This window comes from Salinarimonas rosea DSM 21201 (assembly GCF_000429045.1).
Taxonomy (GTDB): Bacteria; Pseudomonadota; Alphaproteobacteria; order Rhizobiales; family Beijerinckiaceae; genus Salinarimonas; species Salinarimonas rosea.
This window is the reverse complement of record NZ_AUBC01000017.1, coordinates 86,801-105,952: the sequence shown is the minus strand read 5'-3', so window position 1 is coordinate 105,952 and position 19,152 is coordinate 86,801. Positions and strand designations below refer to the sequence as shown.

Below are 19,152 nucleotides of genomic sequence, written 5' to 3'. Positions count from 1 at the left end.
GCGTGATGACCACCACCCTCGACGACACGCCCCGCAGGACGACCACGCTCGTCTCGACCGTGGAGCGCCCCGCCGCGGCCGCGGCTTCGCCCGCGCCGGGGTCGGTCGCGGCGGCGGGATCGGGCTGCCACGGCGGCGCCGAGACGCTGCGCGCCGCAGCCCGCGCTGCCGGCCTGAACGAGACGCTCGACCAGTACGCCGCCGACTACCCGAAGGGCCCGCACGACCAGCCGCAATCGATGTGCCCGGCCTTCGGCTCGCTGCGGGTGGGCCTGCGCATGCGCCGCACGGCGACGATCCTCTCCGGCTCGGCCTGCTGCGTCTACGGGCTGACCTTCACCTCGCACTTCTACGGCGCCAAGCGGACGGTGGGCTACGTGCCCTTCAACTCCGAGACGCTCGTCACCGGCAAGCTGTTCGAGGACATCCGCGACGCCGTGCACGACATGGCGGACCCGGCGCTCTACGACACGATCGTCGTCACCAACCTGTGCGTCCCGACCGCCTCGGGTGTGCCGTTGCGGCTCCTGCCGGACACGATCAACGGGGTGCGCATCATCGGCATCGACGTGCCGGGCTTCGGCGTGCCGACCCATGCCGAGGCGAAGGACGTGCTCGCCGGCGCCATGCTGAAGTTCGCCCGCTCCGAGGCCGAGCAGGGCCCGGTCCAGGCGCCGCGCAACGGCCGCTCGGAGCGCCCGACCGTGACGCTGCTCGGCGAGATGTTCCCGGTCGACCCGGTGACCATCGACGCGCTGCTCGCGCCGATGGGGCTCGCCGCCGGCCCGGTCGTCCCGACCCGCGAGTGGCGCGAGCTCTACGCCGCGCTCGATTGCGTGGCGGTGGCGGCGATCCACCCCTTTTACACCGCCTCCATTCGCGAGCTCGAGGCGGCGGGCCGCCCGGTCGTGGGCTCCGCGCCCGTAGGCCGCGAGGGCACTGCCGCCTGGCTCGAGGCGATCGGCAAGGCGGCGGGCGTCGACCCGGAGCGGATCGAGGCGGCCGTCTCGGCGGCGCGCGCGCCCATCGACGCGGCGCTGGCGGCGAAGCCCATCGCCGGCAAGATCACGCTCTCGGGCTACGAGGGCTCGGAACTGCTGGTTGCGCGCCTCCTCATCGAGAGCGGCGCCGAGGTGCCCTACGTCGGCACCGCCTGCCCGAAGACGAAGTGGGCGGAGGCCGATCGCGCCTGGCTCGAAGCGCGCGGCGTCACCGTGCGCTTCCGCGCCTCGCTCGAGGACGATCTGGCGGCGATGGACTACCACCGCCCGGACCTCGCGGTCGGCACCACGCCGGTCGTGCAGAAGGCGAAGGCGCAGGGCATCCCGGCCCTCTACTTCACAAACCTGATCTCGGCGCGCCCGCTGATGGGCGCGGCCGGCGCGGGCTCGCTCGCCCAGGTGATCAACGCCGCCATCGCCGGCAAGAGCCGCATGGACGGCATGAAGGCCTTCTTCGAGGGCGTGGGGGAGGGCGACAACGCGGGCATCTGGGAAGGCACCCCGATCTCCCGGCCGGCCTATCGCGAGCGCTACGCCAAGCAGCGCGAGGCGATCCAGCGCCAGCGCGCCAAGGCCGAAGCGCCGACCGGGGAGATGATCTGATGCTCGTCCTCGATCACGATCGCGCCGGCGGCTACTGGGGCTCCGTCTACGTCTTCACGGCGATCAAGGGCCTGCAGGTCATCGTCGACGGCCCGGTGGGCTGCGAGAACCTGCCGGTGACGGCGGTGCTGCACTACACCGACGCGCTGCCCCCGCACGAGCTGCCCGTCGTCGTCACCGGCCTCGCCGAGGAGGAGCTCGGCCAGACCGGCACCGAAGGCGCCATGCGCCGCGCGCACGAGACGCTCGACCCGGACCTGCCCTCCGTGGTGGTGACGGGCTCGATCGCCGAGATGATCGGCGGCGGCGTCACGCCGGAAGGCACCAGCATCAAGCGCTTCCTGCCGCGCACCATCGACGAGGACCAGTGGCAGAGCGCCAACCGCGCCATGCTCTGGCTCTGGCGCGAGTTCGGGCCCAAGAAGGTGAAGCCGCCCAAGCCCGTCGCGGTGGGCGAGAAGCCGAAGGTCAACATCGTCGGGCCGATCTACGGCACCTTCAACACCTGGTCGGACCTCGCCGAGATCCGCCGGCTGATCGAGGGGATCGGGGCGGAGGTCCACATGACCTTCCCGCTCGGCTCCCACGTCGCCGACGTGCCCAAGCTCTCCGAGGCGCAGGTCAACGTCTGCCTGCATCGCGAGTACGGCCGGCTGCTCTGCGAGGCGCTGGAGCGGCCCTGGCTGATGGCGCCGATCGGGCTCGGCGCCACGACGGCCTTCCTGCGGGCGCTCGGCGCCGAGCTCGGGCTCGACCCGGAGCCCTTCATCGCCCGCGAGAAGCACACCACGATCAAGCCGATCTGGGACCTCTGGCGCTCGGTGACGCAGGACTTCTTCGCCACCGCGAGCTTCGCGATCGTGGCCAACGAGACCTACGCCCGCGGCATCCGCCGCTTCCTCGAGGACGAGATGGGCCTGCCCTGCGCCTTCGCGGTGGAGCGCAAGCCCGGGGGCAAGACCGACAACGCCGAGGTGCGTCGCCTCTGCCACGAGAAGCCGCCGCTGGTCATGCTCGGCTCCTACAATGAGCGCATGTATCTCGCCGAGAAGGGCGGGCGCGCGGCCTTCATCCCCGCGAGCTTCCCGGGCGCCATCGTGCGCCGGCACACGGGCACGCCGTTCATGGGCTACGCGGGCGCGACCTACCTCGTGCAGGAGGTCTGCAACGCGCTGTTCGACGCGCTCTTCCACATCCTGCCGCTCGGCCAGGACCTCGACCGCGTCGACCCGACGCCGTCGCGGCTCGAGCGCCCGCTCCCCTGGGAGCGCGAGGCCAAGCAGATGCTCGACCTCCTGGTCGAGGACTATCCCGTGCTCGTGCGCATCTCGGCGGCCAAGCGGCTGCGCGACCGTGCCGAGCGCGACGCCCGCCGCGCGGGCGAGGACGAAGTCACCACCGAGAGGCTGGCTCACGCCCATGCACGCCTCGGCGAAGGGGAGCTCGCATGACGATGACACCCACGATCGACACCCACGTCCACCGGGCGCCCGACGCGGCGCGCCGCGAGGTGCTGGCGGCCCGCAAGGGCGATGCGCTGGAGTACCGGCTGATCCTGGCCGGGCTCCTGCCGGTCTTCCTGGTCATCGAGGTCGTCTCCCGGCTCGTGCCCCGCGGGGCGGCGGCGCAGGGGGGAACCGCGCGGCGCGGCCCGGTGTGGGAGGAGGCGAAGGCCGCCGCCTGCCGCGCCGTGCCGCTGGCCTTCATGGGCTAGCGCGCCGCGCACGATCGGGGGCCGGCATGCGCGACCCCACGGCAGCCGTCCGGCTGCTCGCGCTCCGGCCCAGCGAATTCCGCCGACGTCTCGCGACGCCGACGGAGGCCTGCCGCGGGCGAGTCCCGCGGCGTCCAGGGCCGCGGGACTAGTCGCGGTCGAAGCCGAAGACTCATGACCAGGAGGTAAGAATGGCAGAGTCGACGACACCCGTCAGGGGCACGCTCACGGGCCTCACGGAAGGCGAAGCGAAGGAATTCCACTCGATTTTCATGTCGAGCTTCATCGCCTTCACCGTGATCGCCCTGATCGCCCACATCCTCGCCTGGATGTGGCGCCCCTGGCTCCCCGGCGCCGACGGATACGCCGCGCTCGACGGTGCGACGCAGCTCGTCGCGTCCATCACCCCGATGATCGGGTAAGGAGGTCCATCATGTGGCGAGTTTGGCTGCTGTTCGATCCGCGTCGCACGCTGATCGCGCTGTTCACGTTCCTCTTCACCCTGGCCCTCCTGATCCACTTCATCCTGCTGTCCACGGACCGGTTCAACTGGCTCGAGGGTCCGCGGGCGGCCGTGATGATGGAAGTGCCCCAGAACTCCCCGATGCCCGGCTGACGCCGGGCGGGGGAGCCGCTCCCTGAGCCGTCGCGAACGGGACGGGGTCGCACCACGGTCCCGCCCCGTTCGCTGAACCCTTTGCGCCGTCGCGCAGCGGTGCCCCATGCACGACCGCTCCCACGATGGGGGATCACCAAAATGTCCATGCTCAGCTTCGAGAAGAAGTATCGCGTCCGTGGCGGGACCCTGATCGGGGGAGACCTCTTCGATTTCTGGGTCGGTCCGTTCTACGTGGGCTTCTTCGGCGTCACGACGATCTTTTTTTCCGTTCTCGGCACCGGCCTGATCGTCTACGGCGCCGCAATCGGTCCCACCTGGAACATCTGGCAGATCTCGATCGATCCACCGGACCTCAGCTACGGCCTCGGCTTCGCTCCCTTGAAGGAGGGCGGGCTGTGGCAGCTCATCACCATCTGCGCGATCGGCGCGTTCGGGTCCTGGGTCGGCCGGCAGGCCGAGATCTCACGCAAGCTCGGCATGGGCTACCACGTGCCCGTCGCCTTCTCGGTGGCCGTCTTCGCCTACATCTCCCTCGTCGTGATCCGGCCGGTGCTGCTCGGCGCCTGGGGCCATGGCTTTCCCTACGGTATTTTCAGCCATCTCGATTGGGTCTCCAACGTCGGCTACCAATATCTTCACTTCCACTACAACCCCGCGCACATGATCGCCGTGACGTTCTTCTTCACGACGACGCTCGCGCTCTCCATGCACGGCGGCCTGGTCCTGTCGGCGGCCAACCCGCCCAAGAACGACCGGGTGGTGAAGACCGCCGAGCACGAGAACACCTATTTCCGCGACATCATCGGCTGGTCGATCGGGACGCTCGGCATCCACCGGCTCGGCCTGTTCCTGGCGCTCTCCGCCGGGTTCTGGAGCGCGGTGTGCATCATCATTTCCGGCCCCTTCTGGAGCCGCGGCTGGCCGGAATGGTGGGGCTGGTGGCTCAACCTTCCGATCTGGTCCTGAGCGAGGAGGTCGCGACATGGCCGACTATCAGAACATCTTCACCCAGGTCCAGGTGCGCGGCCCCGCCTACGCGGGCGTGCCGATCGCGCGGGGGCCCTGGGTCCGCTCCAGCAAGCCGGGCTTCGTCCACGTGCTCGGGCGCATCGGCGACGCGCAGGTCGGGCCGGTCTATCTCGGCTGGCTCGGGCTCGCCTCGCTCCTGTGCGGCTTCATCGCCATCGAGATCATCGGGCTCAACATGTGGGCCTCGGTGAACTGGGACCCGATCGAGTTCGTGCGGCAATTGCCGTGGCTGGCGCTCGAGCCGCCGCCGCCGGCCTACGGCCTGTCGCTGCCGCCGCTCAACGACGGCGGATGGTGGCTGCTGGCGGGCTTCTTCCTGACGGCGTCGATCCTGCTGTGGTGGCTGCGGGTCTATCGCCGGGCGCGCATGCTCGGGATGGGCACGCACATCGCCTGGGCCTTCGCGGCGGCGATCTGGCTCTATCTCGTGCTCGGCTTCATCCGCCCGATCATGATGGGGTCCTGGGGCGAGGCGGTGCCCTTCGGCATCTTCCCGCACCTCGACTGGACGGCGGCCTTCTCGATCCGCTACGGCAACCTGTTCTACAACCCGTTCCACGCGCTCTCGATCGTCTTCCTCTACGGCTCGACCCTGCTCTTCGCCATGCACGGCGCCACCGTGCTCGCGACGACGCGCTACGGCTCCGAGCACGAGGTCGAGCAGATCGTCGACCGCGGCACCGCGTTCGAGCGCGGCGGCCTGTTCTGGCGCTGGACCATGGGCTTCTGCGCCACCGCCGAGTCGATCCACCGGTGGGCCTGGTGGTTCGCCGTCCTCACGCCGATCACCGGCGGCATCGGCATCCTGCTCACGGGCACGGTCGTCGACAACTGGTACCTGTGGGCCGTGAAGCACGGCGTGGCGCCGCCGACCCCGGTGGCCTATCCCGTCCTGCCCGACCCGGCTCTGATTGGGGGTGCGCAATGAGCGACCGCAACGCTTGGAGCAACTTCTGGCTGGGCCTGGGCGGCGCCGTCGCCGTCGTGGTCGGCGCGGGGATCGTCTCCACCTTCGAATGGCCGGACACCGAGACGGTCCAGACCGGCTATCGCGGCAACGGCATGGTGCAGGTCTACAACCAGGTGGCGCTCGCCAACCAGGTCGCGCAGACCACGTTCCCCGAGCCCGAGCCGGTGGACGAGCCCTTCGGCATCCCCGCCTCGGAGTTCTACCTCAACGTCCAGGTGCTGGGCCATCTCGACATCTCCGACTTCAACCGGCTGATGGTCGCGATGACGAGCTGGGTCGCGCCGGAGGAGCAGGGCTGCCTCTACTGCCATGCGGAGGGGGAGGAGCTGTCGTCCGACAGCCTCTACACCAAGCGCGTGGCGCGACGCATGATCCAGATGACCATGACGGTGAACCAGGAGTGGGACGCCCACGTCGCCCCCACCGGCGTCACCTGCTACACCTGCCACCGCGGGCAGCCGGTGCCGGACAACATCTGGTTCCTCGATCCCGGCCAGTGGCGCACGACCGGCATCGTCGGCAACCCCGCGGGCCAGAACATGCCGGCGACCGCCGCGGGGCTCTCCTCGTTGCCCTACGACCCGTTCGTCACCTTCCTCCGGGAGGACCCGGCGAACATCCGCGTGGCGGGGCTGGAGGCGCTGCCCTACGGCAACCGAACGTCGATCAAGCAGACCGAGTGGACCTATTCGCTCATGATGCACATGTCGACCTCGCTCGGCGTGAACTGCACCTTCTGCCACAACAGCCGATCCTTCTCGGACTGGGAGCAGAGCCCGCCGCAGCGCACCACCGCCTGGCACGGCATCCGCATGGTCCAGGAGCTCAACGCCACCTATCTCGACCCGCTCCAGGGCGAGTACCCGGCGATCCGGCTCGGGCCCACCGGCGACGCGCCCAAGGCCAACTGCGCCACGTGCCACCAGGGCGCCTACAAGCCCCTGTACGGCTACTCGATGATCGGGGACTATCCCGCGCTGGCGGCCTACGGCCCGCCGGAGCTGCAGGACCCGCCGATGGCGATGCCGGGCACGGGCGAGGGCGCTGCGACGAGCCAGTGATCGAGGGCACACGAAGAGGGGGACCGCGGGCATGATCATGACCATCGTCGACAGCGGCGGGAAGCTGCCGAAGGGTGCCGCTGCCGCGGTCTTCGCGATGCTGGCCTACGTGGCCGCGGCCAGCATCGTCGCCGGGCTCGGCGACCTCGGGGCGGGGCTCCTCGTCCTGGTCATGGGCGCGGTCACCGTCGGCGTCGTCGACTACGTGATGTGGCGCGATCTCTCCCGAGAGAACGCGAGCGCGGGGGAGGGGGCGCACGCCGGCACGGGCGCGCGCCTCGGCTCCTACGTCCTCGCCGGCCCCGAGGGCGCGGGCTCTCCCGGGATGCCCGCCGCGATCCTGCCGTTCCACGCGGTGCGCACGGAAGCGCCGACTGCGCCGCCCGCGCTCGCGGAGCCGCCGGCGCTCGCGGAGCCGCCTCGTGACCCGGCCCCGGCGGAGCCGGCGCCTGCGGCCGCGCCCTCCGCAGAGCCGGCCGCCCAGGTGCCGGCACCCGCGGCCGCCGCGGCGCAGGCCGACAGTGTCGGCTCGCGGCCCCCGGCGCTCGACGGGCCTCGGGGTGCGGCCGACGATCTCAAGCGCATCGCGGGCATCGGCCCGGCGAACGAGAAGAAGCTCAACGCGCTCGGCATCTACCACTTCGACCAGATCGCCGGCTGGGACGAGGCGCAGGTGCGCTGGGTCGGCACCTACCTCGCCTTTCCCGGGCGCATCGAGCGCGAGAGCTGGGTCGCGCAGGCGCGCGCGCTGGCCGGGACGCCCGCCGATGCGCCTGCGGAGCAGACGGCGCCGGCCTGAGGACGCCGGTGCCGGGTCGCCGCGGCCGCCGACCGGCGCTCACGGCGCTCGACGAACACATCTTCGTTGCGCCTCGCCGCCACAGGCTCCGCCGCGGTATCGGGCGCGAGGGCGGACGCGCTCCCGCCCCATTGGGGCGGGGCCGATCCGCGCAGCGGATCAGGGGCGGGGTCCCCCACTCGGCAGCCGCCGTTTCGGCTGCGCCGAAGCGCGCCTTCGGCGACCCCCCTCCGTCTCGTCGCCTTCGGCGCCGATCCACCTCCCCCGATGGGGGAGGAGCGATGAGGCGGCCCATCGCCGTGGCGCGCCGGCCACAGCGCGGCACGGCCTCGCGGCACGGTTAACTCATCCTCAACTCGATCGCGCGATCTTCACGGATGCCGGCGGGCGGCTCGCCGGCCGTTCGTGGAGTTGTCACCGTGCGCCTGCGCCGCCGCCCTCGCAAGATCGACCGGATGCGCTGGGTCTGCGCTACCGCCGCCCCCTGGGCGCTCGGGGCGGGCCTGCTCGTCTCCTTCACCGCCACCGCCGGCGTGAACATCGAGGTCGGCCGCTCGATCGAGACGCCGCGCCCGGCCGAACGCCTCGCCGCCCTCGACCACCTCGTCGCGCCGGCCGCCCCCGATCTCGCCGGGCGCCTCTCCCTGGCGGTCGAGGCGAGCGCCATCCGCTTCACCGCGCACGGCCTCGCCGCCCGAGCGGCCGCGCCCCGCGACGGCGACGTCCCGCGCATGCAGGACAAGCCGGTCGCCGAGGGCGACGTCCCCGCGCGCGCCAACCGGGCTGCCAAGGGCGATGCCGAGGGCGCGGTCCCCGTCTCGCTCGGGCGCATCGGCCGTACGCTCGAGGCGCAGTCCTCGTCGCTCCTGGGGCCCGACGCGGCACGCTTCCCGGCCGAGCGCCTCGCGCACGGGGAGGCGATGCCGATCCTCGTCGTCACCGCCGGCGTGTTCGAGCGCCGCGAGGAGACCGCGACCGAGATCGCCACCGCCGCGCTCTCCCCCGCCGCTGCCGCGCAGGGCTCGACCGGCCGCGGCCTCGCCCGCGGGATCGCGCAGGCGCGCGAGGGCGCCACCCCCGGCGTCGCCCGCGCCGCCTCGCTCGCGTCCTCGACGCCCACCGCGCGCACCTGGTCGCCCGTCGAGGTCGCCGCCGCCCCCGTCTCGCTGCCGCCCGCCGTGATGGCCGGCGCGCCGCGCTTCCTCGATCTCGTCGATCCCGCGAAGCTCGCGCGCGAGCGGCGCTGCCTCGAGCAGGCGGTCTATTTCGAGGCGCGCTCGGAGCCCGAGGAGGGCCAGGCGGCGGTGGCACAGGTCGTGCTCAACCGCGTGAAGTCGAGCCTCTACCCCAGCACGATCTGCGGCGTCGTCTTCCAGAACAGCCACCGGCACCTCGCCTGCCAGTTCACCTTCACCTGCGAGGGCAAGAGCCTGCGCATCACCGAGCCGGCGGCCTGGGACCGCGCGCGGCGGATCGCGGCCGCCGTGCTCGAGGGCGAGACCTACCTCGCCGACGTCGGCAACGCGACGCACTACCACGCGGATTACGTTCGCCCCCGCTGGGCGAGCCGCCTGCGCCGGGCCGACACGATCGGCCGGCACATCTTCTACCAGCTGCGGCCGGGGCAGCGGTGAGCGCGGGCGGATCGGGACGCGCGCGACGCACAGCCGCTTGACCCCGCCGCGCACCCACGCACAATCCGCGCCCCGACCATCCGCCGCCGGAGCGCCCCGATGCCGACCCCGATCTCCGCCTTCTCCCGTCTCGGCGAGGAGAACGCCTTCGCCGTCCTGGCGCGGGCCACCGCACTCGCGCGAGCGGGGGCGGACGTGGTCAATCTCGGCATCGGGCAGCCGGATTTCGCCACCCCGGCGCACGTCGTCGAGGCGGGCGTGAAGGCGCTGCGCGACGGGCACCACGGCTACACGCCCGCGACCGGCATCCTTCCTTTGCGCGAGGCGGTCTGCGCCGACCTCGCGCGCCGCACGGGCGCCGCCGTCGACCCCGAGCGGGTGATGATCGTGCCCGGCGGCAAGGTCAGCATGTTCATGGCGATCCTGATGCTGGGCGAGCCCGGCGCCGAGATCGTCTACCCGGACCCGGGCTTCCCGATCTACCGCTCGATGATCGCCTTCACCGGCGCGCGCCCGGTGCCGATCCCCATCCGCGAGGAGAACGGCTTCGCCTTCTCCGCCGCGGAGATGCTGGCGCTGATCGGCCCGAAGACCCGGCTCGTGATCCTCAACTCGCCGGCGAACCCGACGGGCGGCGTCACGCCGCGCGCCGAGATCGAGGCGCTGGTCGCGGGGCTGGCGGCGCATCCGCAGGTCGCGATCCTCTCCGACGAGATCTACGGCTCGATGACCTACGACGGCGCCGAGCACGTCTCGCTGCTGTCGTTCCCGGAGATCCGCGACCGGCTGATCCACCTCGACGGCGCGTCGAAGACCTACGCGATGACGGGCTGGCGGCTCGGCTGGTCGGTGTGGCCGGACGGGCTGTTCGAGGCGGCGCGCAAGCTCGCGGTGAACTCGTTCTCCTGCGTGAACGCCCCGGCCCAGCACGCCGGCATCGCGGCGCTGACCGGCCCGCAGGACGCGGTCGCCGAGATGATGGCGGCGTTCGACCGTCGCCGCCGCCTCGTGGTCGAGGGGTTGAACGCGCTGCCGGGCGTGTCCTGCGTGACGCCGCAGGGCGCCTTCTACGCCTTCCCGAACGTCCGCGACACCGGCTGGGGCGCCAAGGCGCTCGCCTCGGCCCTGCTCGAGCGCGCGCACGTCGCGACGATCGGCGGGCCGGACTTCGGCGAGTACGGCGAGGGCTACCTGCGCCTGTCCTACGCGGCGTCCGAGAGCGCGATCGAGTCGGCGCTCGGGCGGATGGAGCGCTTCCTGCGCGAGGAGCGGCCGGCGGCCTAGTCCCGGCGTCCGGCGCCGGTCCGCGCAGCGACCGACCTCTTCGCGCTACCATGCTTCGGTGGTACCGATGATCACAGACGTCGAAGACTATTTCGCCAGAGGGTGTGGCCGGTGCGCGCGGTTCGATACTGCCGCGTGCTCCACGCGGTCGTGGCAGGCCGGCCTGCTGCGGCTCAGATCCATCTGCCGTGCCGCCGGTCTCGTCGAGACGGTCAAGTGGGGCCACCCGTGCTACATGCATGCCGGCCGCAACATCGCGATCATCGGTGCCCTGCGCGGGGATTTCCGGCTGAGCTTCTTCAACGCGGCGCTGATGGAGGATCCGCACGGCGTCCTGGAACGGCAGGGGCCGAACACCCGGCACCCGGACATGCTGCGGTTCACGTCCGACGGCCAGGTCGCGGAGAAGGAGGCGATCGTCCGTGCCTATCTCGGCGAGGCGATGGCCTATGCCGAAGCGGGAACGAAGGCTCCGCAGGATCGCGGCGAACCCGATCTGCCCGACGAGCTGGCCGAGGCGCTCGACGCCGACCCGGAGCTCGCGGAGGCCTTTCACGCGCTGACACCAGGGCGTCGCCGGAGCTACGTGATCAACCTGAACGCGGCGAAGCAGCCCGAGACGCGCGTGAAGCGCATCGCGACGTTCCGTGCGAAGATCATCGCAGGCAAGGGCGCCATGGAGCGCTGAACGGCCCGTGTCGGTCGCTCGTCGGTCGGATCGCGTCGATGCGTCCGGACCCTAGGCCGCCGCGGCCGCCGGCCCGGGTTGCACCCGGATCGCGGCGCGCACGCACAGGAACAGCACGACCGCGTTGAGCCCGTGCCAGAGGAAGTGCGTGCCGAGCGGGAGCCAGCCGCAGACGGCGACGTCGATCGAGCGGAAGACGAGGGAGAGGGCGAAGGTCGCCGCGGCCAGCAGCAGCGCCGTGCCGGCGGTGTGCGGGGCGACGACCTTGTCGAGGAAGGCGCGGGCGCGCGCGTCGTCGTCCTCCTCGCCGGCCCAGGCGCGGTTCTTGCGGTTGGCGAGCACCGTCTCCGCCCGGCGCGCCCGCAGGACGAGGAGGGCGCCGACGCCGATCAGGGCCAGCGCCGCCGGAAAGTAGGAGACCGAGCCGTTCACGTCCGCCTGGGGCCCGAGCAGCGCACCCCACGCCGCCGGGAAGGCCACGCTCGCGGCAAAGAAGGCGCCGGTCGCGACGCCCGCCCACAGCGCGCCGAGCCGCAGGAAGCGGCGCATGGCGAGGAAGAAGAAGCCGTAGATGAACAGGGTGATCGGGACGACATCGGCGAGCAGCGACCAGCGGTTCGCCCAGGTGTGGAACAGGAACGAGCCGATCCCCGTCGCCGCGACGACGCCGATCAGCACGAGCGCGTAGACGTCCTGCGCGCCGGCGCGGCGCCAGAGCGCGAATGCGGCGAGCGCCGCGACCAGGAAGGCGGCGTTCGAGGCGGCGTTCACCGGCTCCGCCCAGAAGCCGACGCCTGCGCGCTCGCAGTAGAGGTCGATCGGGGCGCACCAGCCGGTCTCGTCCATCGCGATCGCTCCCCCCGGAGGTTCTCGTTGCGACGAAAGTAGCAGGACGCGGCGGATGCGCAACACGGCCGAGCAAGGCGGCGCGCACGGGCCGGCGCCCGGCCGCCGGCTCTTGCCATCGCCGCTTGGGTGCCCGATCAAGGGCTCTCCCGCCGCGCTTCCCGCGCCAAGACCGCTCGCCCGAGGCCCCGATGCGCATCACGACCTGGAACGTCAACTCGATCCGTCAGCGCCAGGCGCATCTCTTGGACTTCCTGAAGGAGCACGCGCCCGACGTCGTGTGCCTGCAGGAGCTCAAGACCACGCTCGACGCCTTCCCGAAGTCCGAGATCGAGGATGCCGGCTACAACGTTGCTGCGGTGGGGCAGAAGGGATTCAACGGCGTGGCGCTGCTCTCGAAGCACCCGATCGAGGACGTACGCGAGGGCCTGCCCGGCAACGACGGAGACGTCCAGGCGCGCTACGTCGAGGGCGTGATCGCGACCGGCTCCGGCGTCGTGCGTGTCGCCTCGATCTACCTGCCGAACGGCAACCCGTTGGGAAGCGAGAAGTACCCCTACAAGCTCGCCTTCATGGAGCGCCTGATCGCGCATGCGCGCGACCTGATGCGGCTCGAGGAGCCGCTCGTGCTCGCCGGCGACTACAACGTCATCCCCGAGCCGCGGGACGCGGCCGATCCGGCGGCCTGGGAAGGGGACGCGCTATTCCTGCCGCAGACGCGCGCCAAGTTCCGCGAGCTGCTGGCGCTGGGCCTCACCGATGCCCTGCGCGCCTGCGACGAGGCGGCGGGGCGCTACACCTTCTGGGACTATCAGGCCGGCGCCTGGCAGCGCGACAAAGGCATCCGCATCGACCACCACCTGCTCTCGCCCCAGGCCGCGGACCGGCTCGAGGGCGTGACCATCCACAAGCAGGAGCGGGCGAAGGAGAAGCCCTCCGACCACGTGCCCGTCACGGTGCGGCTGAAGGCCTGAGACGCTCTCACGCCCTGCGGGTGAGCCGCGGGATCTCGTCGCGCAGCCGGAAGCGCAGGGCCGACCAGGTCTCGTCGAGCGCCACCTGCAAGACCGGCAGGAAGCCCGCACCGGTGACCGGCTCCCAGCCGACGTCCCGGGTCGGGTCGGTGGCGATGCGGCCGTTGCGCTTGGGATAGGCGAGCCAAAGATGCCCGCCGCGCCGGTAGGCGCCGCAGGCCTCGGGCGCGGTACGGGCGAGCGCGGCGCGATCGGCCGCGAAGGCGAGGATCCAGTCCGGCGCGGCCGCCGGCTCGCCCGGCGGGACGACGACCTCGGCGAGCGCCGGCGGGATGTCGAGGACGCGCCACGGACGGCCGACGCGCCAGCCGAGCTTGTCGAGCAGCGAGCGGCTCACGACGCGTGTCGCCGAGGCTTGCGCGGACGCTTCGCCGCCGCGGCGCTGCGGGCGGCGGCCAGGGCGAGGCGGCCCCAGCGGGCGGCCTCGTCCGGATCGTCCTGCGCGGCGTCCGGGAGCGTCCAGTAGCTCATCACCGAGCGGGCGCCCTTCGCCTCGTAGACGAAGGGCCGCGCGCCGGCTTCCTCGAAGGCGGGCTTCGTCTCGTCGTCGACCTTCAGGTAGAGCTCACCGTAGGCGACGAGCGCGAACATCGCCTCGCCCGCATAGACGCCGAGCCCGCCGAACATCCGGCGGGTGCGGATCGGGGAGAGTTCCGGGGCGGCGGCGAACAGGTCCTGGATCGCCGCCTCGTCCATCGTGCGTATCCGTCGCTCAGTGCGCGTCCGCGCCGTCTAGCTTCGCCGGCGAGAGCGCGACCGATTCGCCGCAGCCGCAGGCCGAGGTCTGGTTGGGGTTGTTGAAGACGAACTGGGCGGAGAGCTTGTCGACCTTGAAGTCCATCTGCGTACCGAGCAGGAACAGCACCGCCTTGGGGTCGACGAAGACCTTGGCGCCCTTGTCCTCCACGACCTCGTCCCCCGGCAGGGGGCTCTCGACGAGGTCCATGACGTAGGACATGCCGGCGCAGCCGCCGTTCTTCACGCCGACGCGCAGGCCCTCCACGGGCTTGCCGGTCTCGCCCTTGCCGGACTTGCCGACGATCGTCTTGATGCGCTCCGCCGCCGCATCGGTCAGCGTCACGACCTTGAGGTTTCCGAACATCCGCACACTCTCCCACCGGGTTCAAGGCCCAGGCTTCGCGAGGTTTCCCCGGTAACATAGTCACGGGAGGGGCGCAGGTCGAGGGGCGGGAAAATGCCGAGGCGCGATCAGGGCTCGCCGCTGAGGCGCTCGCGGTTCTCGCCGGGGCCGACGACGCTCACGACCTCGATCACCGGCTCACCAGGGGAGGCCGCGGGATGATCCTCCAGCACGCGATAGAGGACGACATAGCCGCCGCGCACCGATCTCCGGCGCAGCGCCGCCGAGCCTCGATGCAGAGGCCAGCGATAGGGCGCGTCCGGGAGGTCGTGGAGTGCGCGGGTGAGGGCAGCGAGTCGCGCAGTCGCCCGCGGGCCCGCTCCCGACTGGCTGAGCCACACGAACACGCGCCCGAGATCGGCCGCGGCCGGAGCCGAGAGCAGCAGGCGGCCGACCTGCACGGCGACCTCGGCTCAGGTGCCGTACTTCTCGATCACCCATTCGGGGATGGGTGGCGGGCGCCCTTCGGCGAGCGCCTGCAGCACGGCCGTGGACTCCTCGGCGCCGAGAACGTCGCCGGCCTCGATCGAGCGCAGCCCCTCCTCGATGCGCGCATCGAGGTAGGCGAGCTGCGCCCGCCGTCCCTCGATCGACCGGGGCGGGTGGCCGCCCGAAGCGCCCGGCTCCTGCGCGACGCAGTCGAGCGCCTCCAGCAGGTCCGGATCGCTCAGGTCGAACCCGTCCGCGTCGAAGGGCGCCTGAGACCTCTCGCCGAAGCCTCCGCCCGGCATGCGCGTGGTCATATACCGCCCCTCCGTGGCATCGGAGCGATCATGCGCGAGAATGGACGCGAACGCAACTCCCGTCGCATCGCGCCGGAAAATACATCTCACGCGCGAACTTCGGCTCACCACATGTCGAGGGCGACGCGGGCCTCGTCGGACATGCGGCTCTGGTCCCACGGCGGATCGAAGACGATCTGCACGTCGACCTCCTGGACGCCCTGCACGGCGGAGACCGCGTTCTCGACCCAGCCGGGCATCTCGCCCGCCACCGGGCAGCCGGGCGAGGTGAGCGTCATGTCGATGGCGACCTTGCGCTCGTCGGAGATCTCGACGCGGTAGATCAAGCCGAGCTCGTAGATGTCGGCGGGGATCTCGGGATCGTAGACCGTCTTGAGCGCCGCGACGATGTCGTCGGTGAGGCGATCGATCTCCTCCGGAGGCAGGCCGGAACCGCCCGCCTCGCCGGTGGTGGCGACCTGCGGCTCGTTGGATTGGGACGTGTCCGTCACAGGGGTCTCGCTCATCGGGGGGATTTCCTCGCGTCAGGCGAACAGCGTCTCGGCCTTGCGCAGCGCGTCCACCAGCTTATCGACTTCCTCGCGGGTGTTGTAGAGCCCGAAGGACGCACGGCATGTGGACGTCACGCCGAAGCGCTGCAAGAGCGGCATGGCGCAGTGGGTGCCCGCGCGCACGGCGACGCCCTGGCGGTCGATGACGGTGGCGACGTCGTGGGCGTGGGCCCCCTTCATCTCGAAGGAGAAGATCGCGCCCTTGTCCGGGGCCCGGCCGATCAGGCGGATGGAGTTCATCTCTCCGAGCCGCGCCTGCGCGTAATCGCGCAGCATCGTCTCGTGCGCGACGATGTTCTCGCGCCCGAGCGCGGTCATGTAGCGCAGCGCCGCGCCGAGCCCGATCGCCTCGAGGATCGCCGGCGTTCCGGCCTCGAAACGGTGGGGCGGCTCGTTGTACGTGACGGTGTCGGTCGTCACCGTCTCGATCATCTCGCCGCCGCCCTCGAAGGGCGGCATCCGGTCGAACCATTCCTTCTTGCCGTAGAGCACGCCGATGCCGGTCGGGCCGTAGAGCTTGTGGCCGGTCATGACGAAGAAGTCGGCGTCGAGCGCCCGGACGTCGACGGTCATGTGCACCGCCGACTGGGCGCCGTCGACGAGGACCGGGATGCCGCGGGCGTGCGCCGCCTCGATGATCGCCTTCATCGGCGTCACCGTGCCGAGCGCGTTCGACATGTGGGTGATCGCGACCATCCTGGTGCGCGGGCCGAGCAGCTTCTCGTATTCCTCGAACAGGAATTCGCCTTCGTCCGAGACCGGCACCCACTTGATCACGGCGCCCTTGCGCTCGCGCAGGAAGTGCCAGGGCACGATGTTCGAGTGGTGCTCCATGATCGAGAGCACGATCTCGTCGCCCTCGCCGATGCCGTGCGCCCCGCCCATGCGCCCGAAGCAGTCGGCGACGAGGTTGTAGGCGGCGGTGGCGTTGCGGGTGAAGACGATCTCGTCGGTGGAGCCGGCGTTCAGGAAGTCGCGCACGGTCTCGCGCGCCGCCTCGAAGCCCTCGGTGGCGACGTTCGCCATGTAGTGCAGGCCGCGGTGGACGTTGGCGTAGCCGGTCTCCATGGCATGCGACATCGCCTCGATCACCGCCTTCGGCTTCTGGGCGGAGGCGGCGTTGTCGAGGTAGACGAGCGGCTTGCCGTAGACCTGCTGCGAGAGGATCGGGAAGTCCCGCCGCACGGCCTCGACGTCGTAGGGGAGGGCGGTCGTCTTCGTGTCCATGGTTCGCCTCCGGACCCCTCTCCCGTGGGGGAGAGGGGCTGGGGTGAGGGGTGTCAGCCGCGCGCCGCGAGCCAGGCCTCGACGACGCCCATCAGCGCCTCGCCGACGACCTCGTCGTCGAGGCCCTCCTCGACGGCCTCGCCCAGGAAGGACTCGATGAGCAGCGCCTCCGCCTCCGGCCGCGGCAGGCCGCGCGCCATGAGGTAGAACAGGAGGTCGTCGTCGAGCTCGCCGCAGGTGGCGCCGTGGGCGCACTGCACGTCGTCGGCGAAGATCTCGAGCTCGGGCTTGTTGTTCATCGTGCCCTCCTCCGAGAGGAGGACGGCCGCCGACATCATCTGGCCGTCGGTCTTCTGCGCGCCGCGCGCGACGTTGATGCGGCCCTGGAACACGCCCGTGCCGCGCCCGTCGATGGCGTGCTTGAACAGCTCGCGGCTCTCGCAGCCCGTCGCCTTGTGGTTGACGACGAGCGTCGTGTCGGCGTGCTGATCGCCCGAGAGCATCGTCGCGCCGCGCACCGCGCCGCGCGAATCGGCACCCGCGAAGGTCATCCAGACCTGGTGGCGCGACACCGCGGAACCGGCGACGACGTTGCGGCTGCCGAACGCGACCTCGCCTCCGAGATGCGCGGTCAGGGTCGAGAGCGCCAGCGCCTTGTCGCCGTTGGCGTTCAGCCGGACGTGCGCGACCTTCGCCCGGTCACCGACGACGAACTCGACGACGGAGTTGGGCTGATGCGCCACGCCGTGCGGGCTCTCGTGGGTCTCGAGCAGCGAGATCGCCGCACCGGGCTCCACCACGACGAGGACCCGCGTGGCGGTGGCCACCGGCTGCGCGCCCGCCGTGACGAAGCGCAGCGCGACGCGCCGGTCGACCGCGCCGGTGACGTGCAGCACCACGCCGTCCGTCATGAAGGCCGCGTTCAGCGCGTAGGCCGCGTTGCCCTCGGCGTCCGAGACCGCGCCGAGCTTCGACAGCAGCGGATGCCCCTGCGCCAGCGCGACCGCCAGCGGCACGGCGGTGACGCCGGCGGGCATCGCGTCCGCCGTCGCGAGGTGGCCGTCGACGAAGGCGATCGTCGCCGGCTCGGCGGCGGCGAAGACGCTCTCGACCGAGAGCGCCCGCGCGACGCCGGCCTCCGACGGCTTCTCCGCGAGCGGCGCGATCTCGCGCATCAGCGCGCGCAGGTCGGTGTACTTCCACTCCTCGACGCGGCGGTGGGGCAGGCCCTTCTCCGCGAAGCGGTGGAAGGCGTCCTCGCGCGAGCGCGCGTCGCCGGGGAGCAGGCTCTTCGAGCGCGCGAAGAGATCGGCGAGCGCCGTCTCCGCGGGCGTCTTCAGGGTGGCGACCTCGGCCATCACGCGGCCTCCTGGGCCTTGTAGTCGGCGTAGCCGTTGGCCTCGAGCTCCTCGGCCAGCTCCTTGCCGCCCGAGCGCATGATCTTGCCGTTGGCCATCACGTGCACCGTGTCCGGCACGATGTAGTTCAGGAGCCGCTGGTAGTGGGTGATGACGAGGAAGGAGCGCTTGTCCGACTTCAGCGCGTTGACGCCCTCCGAGACGATGCGCAGCGCGTCGATGTCGAGCCCGGAATCGGTCTCGTCGAGGATGCACATGCGCGGCTGGAGCAGCGCCATCTGCAGGATCTCCATGCGCTTCTTCTCGCCGCCGGAGAAGCCGACGTTGAGGGCGCGCTTGAGCATGTCGCGGGGGATCTCGAGCTTCGCGGCGGCGTCCTGGACGGCCTTCATGAACTCGGGCGTGGTCAGCTCGGTCTCCTCGCGGGCGCGGCGCTGGGCGTTCAGCGCCGCCTTGAGGAACGTCATCGTGGCGACGCCGGGGATCTCGAGCGGGTACTGGAAGGCGAGGAACACGCCGGCCGCGGCGCGCTCGGAGGCCTCCATCTCGAGGATGTTCTCGCCGTCGAGCAGGATCTCGCCGTCGAGGATCTCGTAGTCCTCCTTGCCGGCGATGATGTAGGAGAGCGTCGACTTGCCGGACCCGTTCGGGCCCATGATCGCGGCGGTCTCTCCGTCGTGGACGGTGAGGGACAGGCCGTCGAGGATGCGCTTGCCCTCGATCTCGGCCACGAGATTCTTGATTTCGAGCATGTCTTTACGTCCGTACGTTCCGATGTGTCGGTGAACGGCCCGGCGGGGCGCTGCGAGACCGGAGCCTCGCGCGCCCGTCGCCGATCCGGGCCGGTGCG

At 71.3% G+C, this 19,152-nt stretch carries 23 protein-coding genes; 13 read left to right on the top strand and 10 right to left on the bottom strand.

Features of this window, described 5'->3' with window-relative positions; all coding sequences use genetic code 11:
• The first annotated feature begins 5 nt into the window (after positions 1-5).
• From bchY to G407_RS0114530, 12 genes are all read left to right on the top strand, one after another.
• Complete coding sequence (gene bchY / locus G407_RS27865; RefSeq protein WP_084327543.1) at positions 6-1,604, top strand: chlorophyllide a reductase subunit Y; 1,599 nt, start codon at positions 6-8, stop codon at positions 1,602-1,604.
• On the top strand, positions 1,604-3,055 hold the full coding sequence (gene bchZ / locus G407_RS0114580; RefSeq protein WP_029031398.1) for a chlorophyllide a reductase subunit Z: 1,452 nt from the start codon (positions 1,604-1,606) through the stop codon (positions 3,053-3,055). Before bchY ends, bchZ begins: the two co-directional genes overlap by 1 nt.
• Positions 3,052-3,318 carry a hypothetical protein gene (locus G407_RS0114575; RefSeq protein WP_029031397.1) on the top strand — a complete coding sequence of 89 codons (267 nt, stop codon included), beginning with the start codon at positions 3,052-3,054 and terminating at the stop codon, positions 3,316-3,318. Before bchZ ends, G407_RS0114575 begins: the two co-directional genes overlap by 4 nt.
• Before the next feature lie 191 nt (positions 3,319-3,509).
• Positions 3,510-3,740, top strand: coding sequence for a light-harvesting antenna LH1, beta subunit (gene pufB, locus G407_RS0114570; RefSeq protein ID WP_029031396.1), 231 nt, complete (start codon positions 3,510-3,512; stop codon positions 3,738-3,740).
• A gap of 11 nt (positions 3,741-3,751) precedes the next feature.
• Entirely contained in the window at positions 3,752-3,934 is a 183-nt protein-coding gene (gene pufA, locus G407_RS0114565; RefSeq protein ID WP_029031395.1) for a light-harvesting antenna LH1, alpha subunit, read from the top strand.
• Positions 3,935-4,075: 141 nt separating this feature from the next.
• Complete coding sequence (gene pufL / locus G407_RS0114560) at positions 4,076-4,903, top strand: photosynthetic reaction center subunit L (RefSeq protein ID WP_029031394.1); 828 nt, start codon at positions 4,076-4,078, stop codon at positions 4,901-4,903.
• A 16-nt stretch (positions 4,904-4,919) separates the two neighbouring features.
• On the top strand, positions 4,920-5,894 hold the full coding sequence (gene pufM, locus G407_RS0114555; RefSeq protein WP_029031393.1) for a photosynthetic reaction center subunit M: 975 nt from the start codon (positions 4,920-4,922) through the stop codon (positions 5,892-5,894).
• Positions 5,891-6,997 (top strand): photosynthetic reaction center cytochrome PufC, encoded by a 1,107-nt coding sequence (gene pufC / locus G407_RS0114550; protein WP_052341398.1) that lies wholly within the window; start codon positions 5,891-5,893, stop codon positions 6,995-6,997. The genes pufM and pufC overlap by 4 nt, the downstream gene beginning before the upstream one ends.
• 31 nt (positions 6,998-7,028) lie before the next feature.
• The gene (locus G407_RS30565) at positions 7,029-7,796 is read left to right on the top strand and encodes a hypothetical protein (RefSeq protein WP_052341397.1); all 768 of its coding nucleotides are present in this window, start codon (positions 7,029-7,031) and stop codon (positions 7,794-7,796) included.
• A gap of 419 nt (positions 7,797-8,215) precedes the next feature.
• Entirely contained in the window at positions 8,216-9,430 is a 1,215-nt protein-coding gene (locus G407_RS0114540) for a cell wall hydrolase (RefSeq protein ID WP_052341396.1), read from the top strand.
• Between the two features lie 99 nt (positions 9,431-9,529).
• Complete coding sequence (locus tag G407_RS0114535; RefSeq protein ID WP_029031390.1) at positions 9,530-10,714, top strand: pyridoxal phosphate-dependent aminotransferase; 1,185 nt, start codon at positions 9,530-9,532, stop codon at positions 10,712-10,714.
• A 67-nt stretch (positions 10,715-10,781) separates the two neighbouring features.
• Positions 10,782-11,402 (top strand): YdeI/OmpD-associated family protein, encoded by a 621-nt coding sequence (locus tag G407_RS0114530; protein ID WP_029031389.1) that lies wholly within the window; start codon positions 10,782-10,784, stop codon positions 11,400-11,402.
• 51 nt (positions 11,403-11,453) lie between these two features.
• On the opposite strand, the gene G407_RS27855 is transcribed toward G407_RS0114530, so the two are convergent.
• Entirely contained in the window at positions 11,454-12,248 is a 795-nt protein-coding gene (locus G407_RS27855; RefSeq protein WP_043539848.1) for a ceramidase domain-containing protein, read from the bottom strand.
• A 191-nt stretch (positions 12,249-12,439) separates the two neighbouring features.
• Between G407_RS27855 and xth the strand changes: the two genes are divergently transcribed.
• Positions 12,440-13,222, top strand: coding sequence for an exodeoxyribonuclease III (gene xth, locus G407_RS0114520; protein ID WP_029031388.1), 783 nt, complete (start codon positions 12,440-12,442; stop codon positions 13,220-13,222).
• Between the two features lie 7 nt (positions 13,223-13,229).
• Here the strand turns inward: xth and G407_RS30560 are convergent, their stop codons facing one another.
• The 9 genes from G407_RS30560 to sufC all read right to left on the bottom strand — a co-directional run bounded on the left by G407_RS30560 (position 13,230) and on the right by sufC (position 19,054).
• Positions 13,230-13,619: a hypothetical protein gene (locus G407_RS30560; RefSeq protein WP_052341395.1), complete on the bottom strand. Its 390-nt coding sequence runs from the start codon at positions 13,617-13,619 to the stop codon at positions 13,230-13,232.
• The gene (locus tag G407_RS0114510; protein ID WP_029031387.1) at positions 13,616-13,978 is read right to left on the bottom strand and encodes a TfoX/Sxy family protein; all 363 of its coding nucleotides are present in this window, start codon (positions 13,976-13,978) and stop codon (positions 13,616-13,618) included. Before G407_RS0114510 ends, G407_RS30560 begins: the two co-directional genes overlap by 4 nt.
• Before the next feature lie 16 nt (positions 13,979-13,994).
• Positions 13,995-14,384 (bottom strand): Fe-S cluster assembly scaffold SufA, encoded by a 390-nt coding sequence (gene sufA / locus G407_RS0114505; RefSeq protein ID WP_029031386.1) that lies wholly within the window; start codon positions 14,382-14,384, stop codon positions 13,995-13,997.
• A gap of 107 nt (positions 14,385-14,491) precedes the next feature.
• Positions 14,492-14,824 (bottom strand): type II toxin-antitoxin system RelE/ParE family toxin, encoded by a 333-nt coding sequence (locus G407_RS0114500; RefSeq protein WP_029031385.1) that lies wholly within the window; start codon positions 14,822-14,824, stop codon positions 14,492-14,494.
• Between the two features lie 12 nt (positions 14,825-14,836).
• Positions 14,837-15,166: a hypothetical protein gene (locus tag G407_RS0114495; protein WP_029031384.1), complete on the bottom strand. Its 330-nt coding sequence runs from the start codon at positions 15,164-15,166 to the stop codon at positions 14,837-14,839.
• A 104-nt stretch (positions 15,167-15,270) separates the two neighbouring features.
• Positions 15,271-15,672, bottom strand: a complete 402-nt coding sequence (locus tag G407_RS0114490; RefSeq protein WP_029031383.1) for an SUF system Fe-S cluster assembly protein — start codon at positions 15,670-15,672, stop codon at positions 15,271-15,273.
• An 18-nt stretch (positions 15,673-15,690) separates the two neighbouring features.
• Complete coding sequence (locus G407_RS0114485) at positions 15,691-16,944, bottom strand: cysteine desulfurase (protein ID WP_029031382.1); 1,254 nt, start codon at positions 16,942-16,944, stop codon at positions 15,691-15,693.
• A 53-nt stretch (positions 16,945-16,997) separates the two neighbouring features.
• Complete coding sequence (gene sufD / locus G407_RS0114480) at positions 16,998-18,302, bottom strand: Fe-S cluster assembly protein SufD (protein WP_029031381.1); 1,305 nt, start codon at positions 18,300-18,302, stop codon at positions 16,998-17,000.
• The gene (gene sufC, locus G407_RS0114475; protein WP_029031380.1) at positions 18,302-19,054 is read right to left on the bottom strand and encodes a Fe-S cluster assembly ATPase SufC; all 753 of its coding nucleotides are present in this window, start codon (positions 19,052-19,054) and stop codon (positions 18,302-18,304) included. Before sufC ends, sufD begins: the two co-directional genes overlap by 1 nt.
• Positions 19,055-19,152 lie beyond the last annotated feature (98 nt).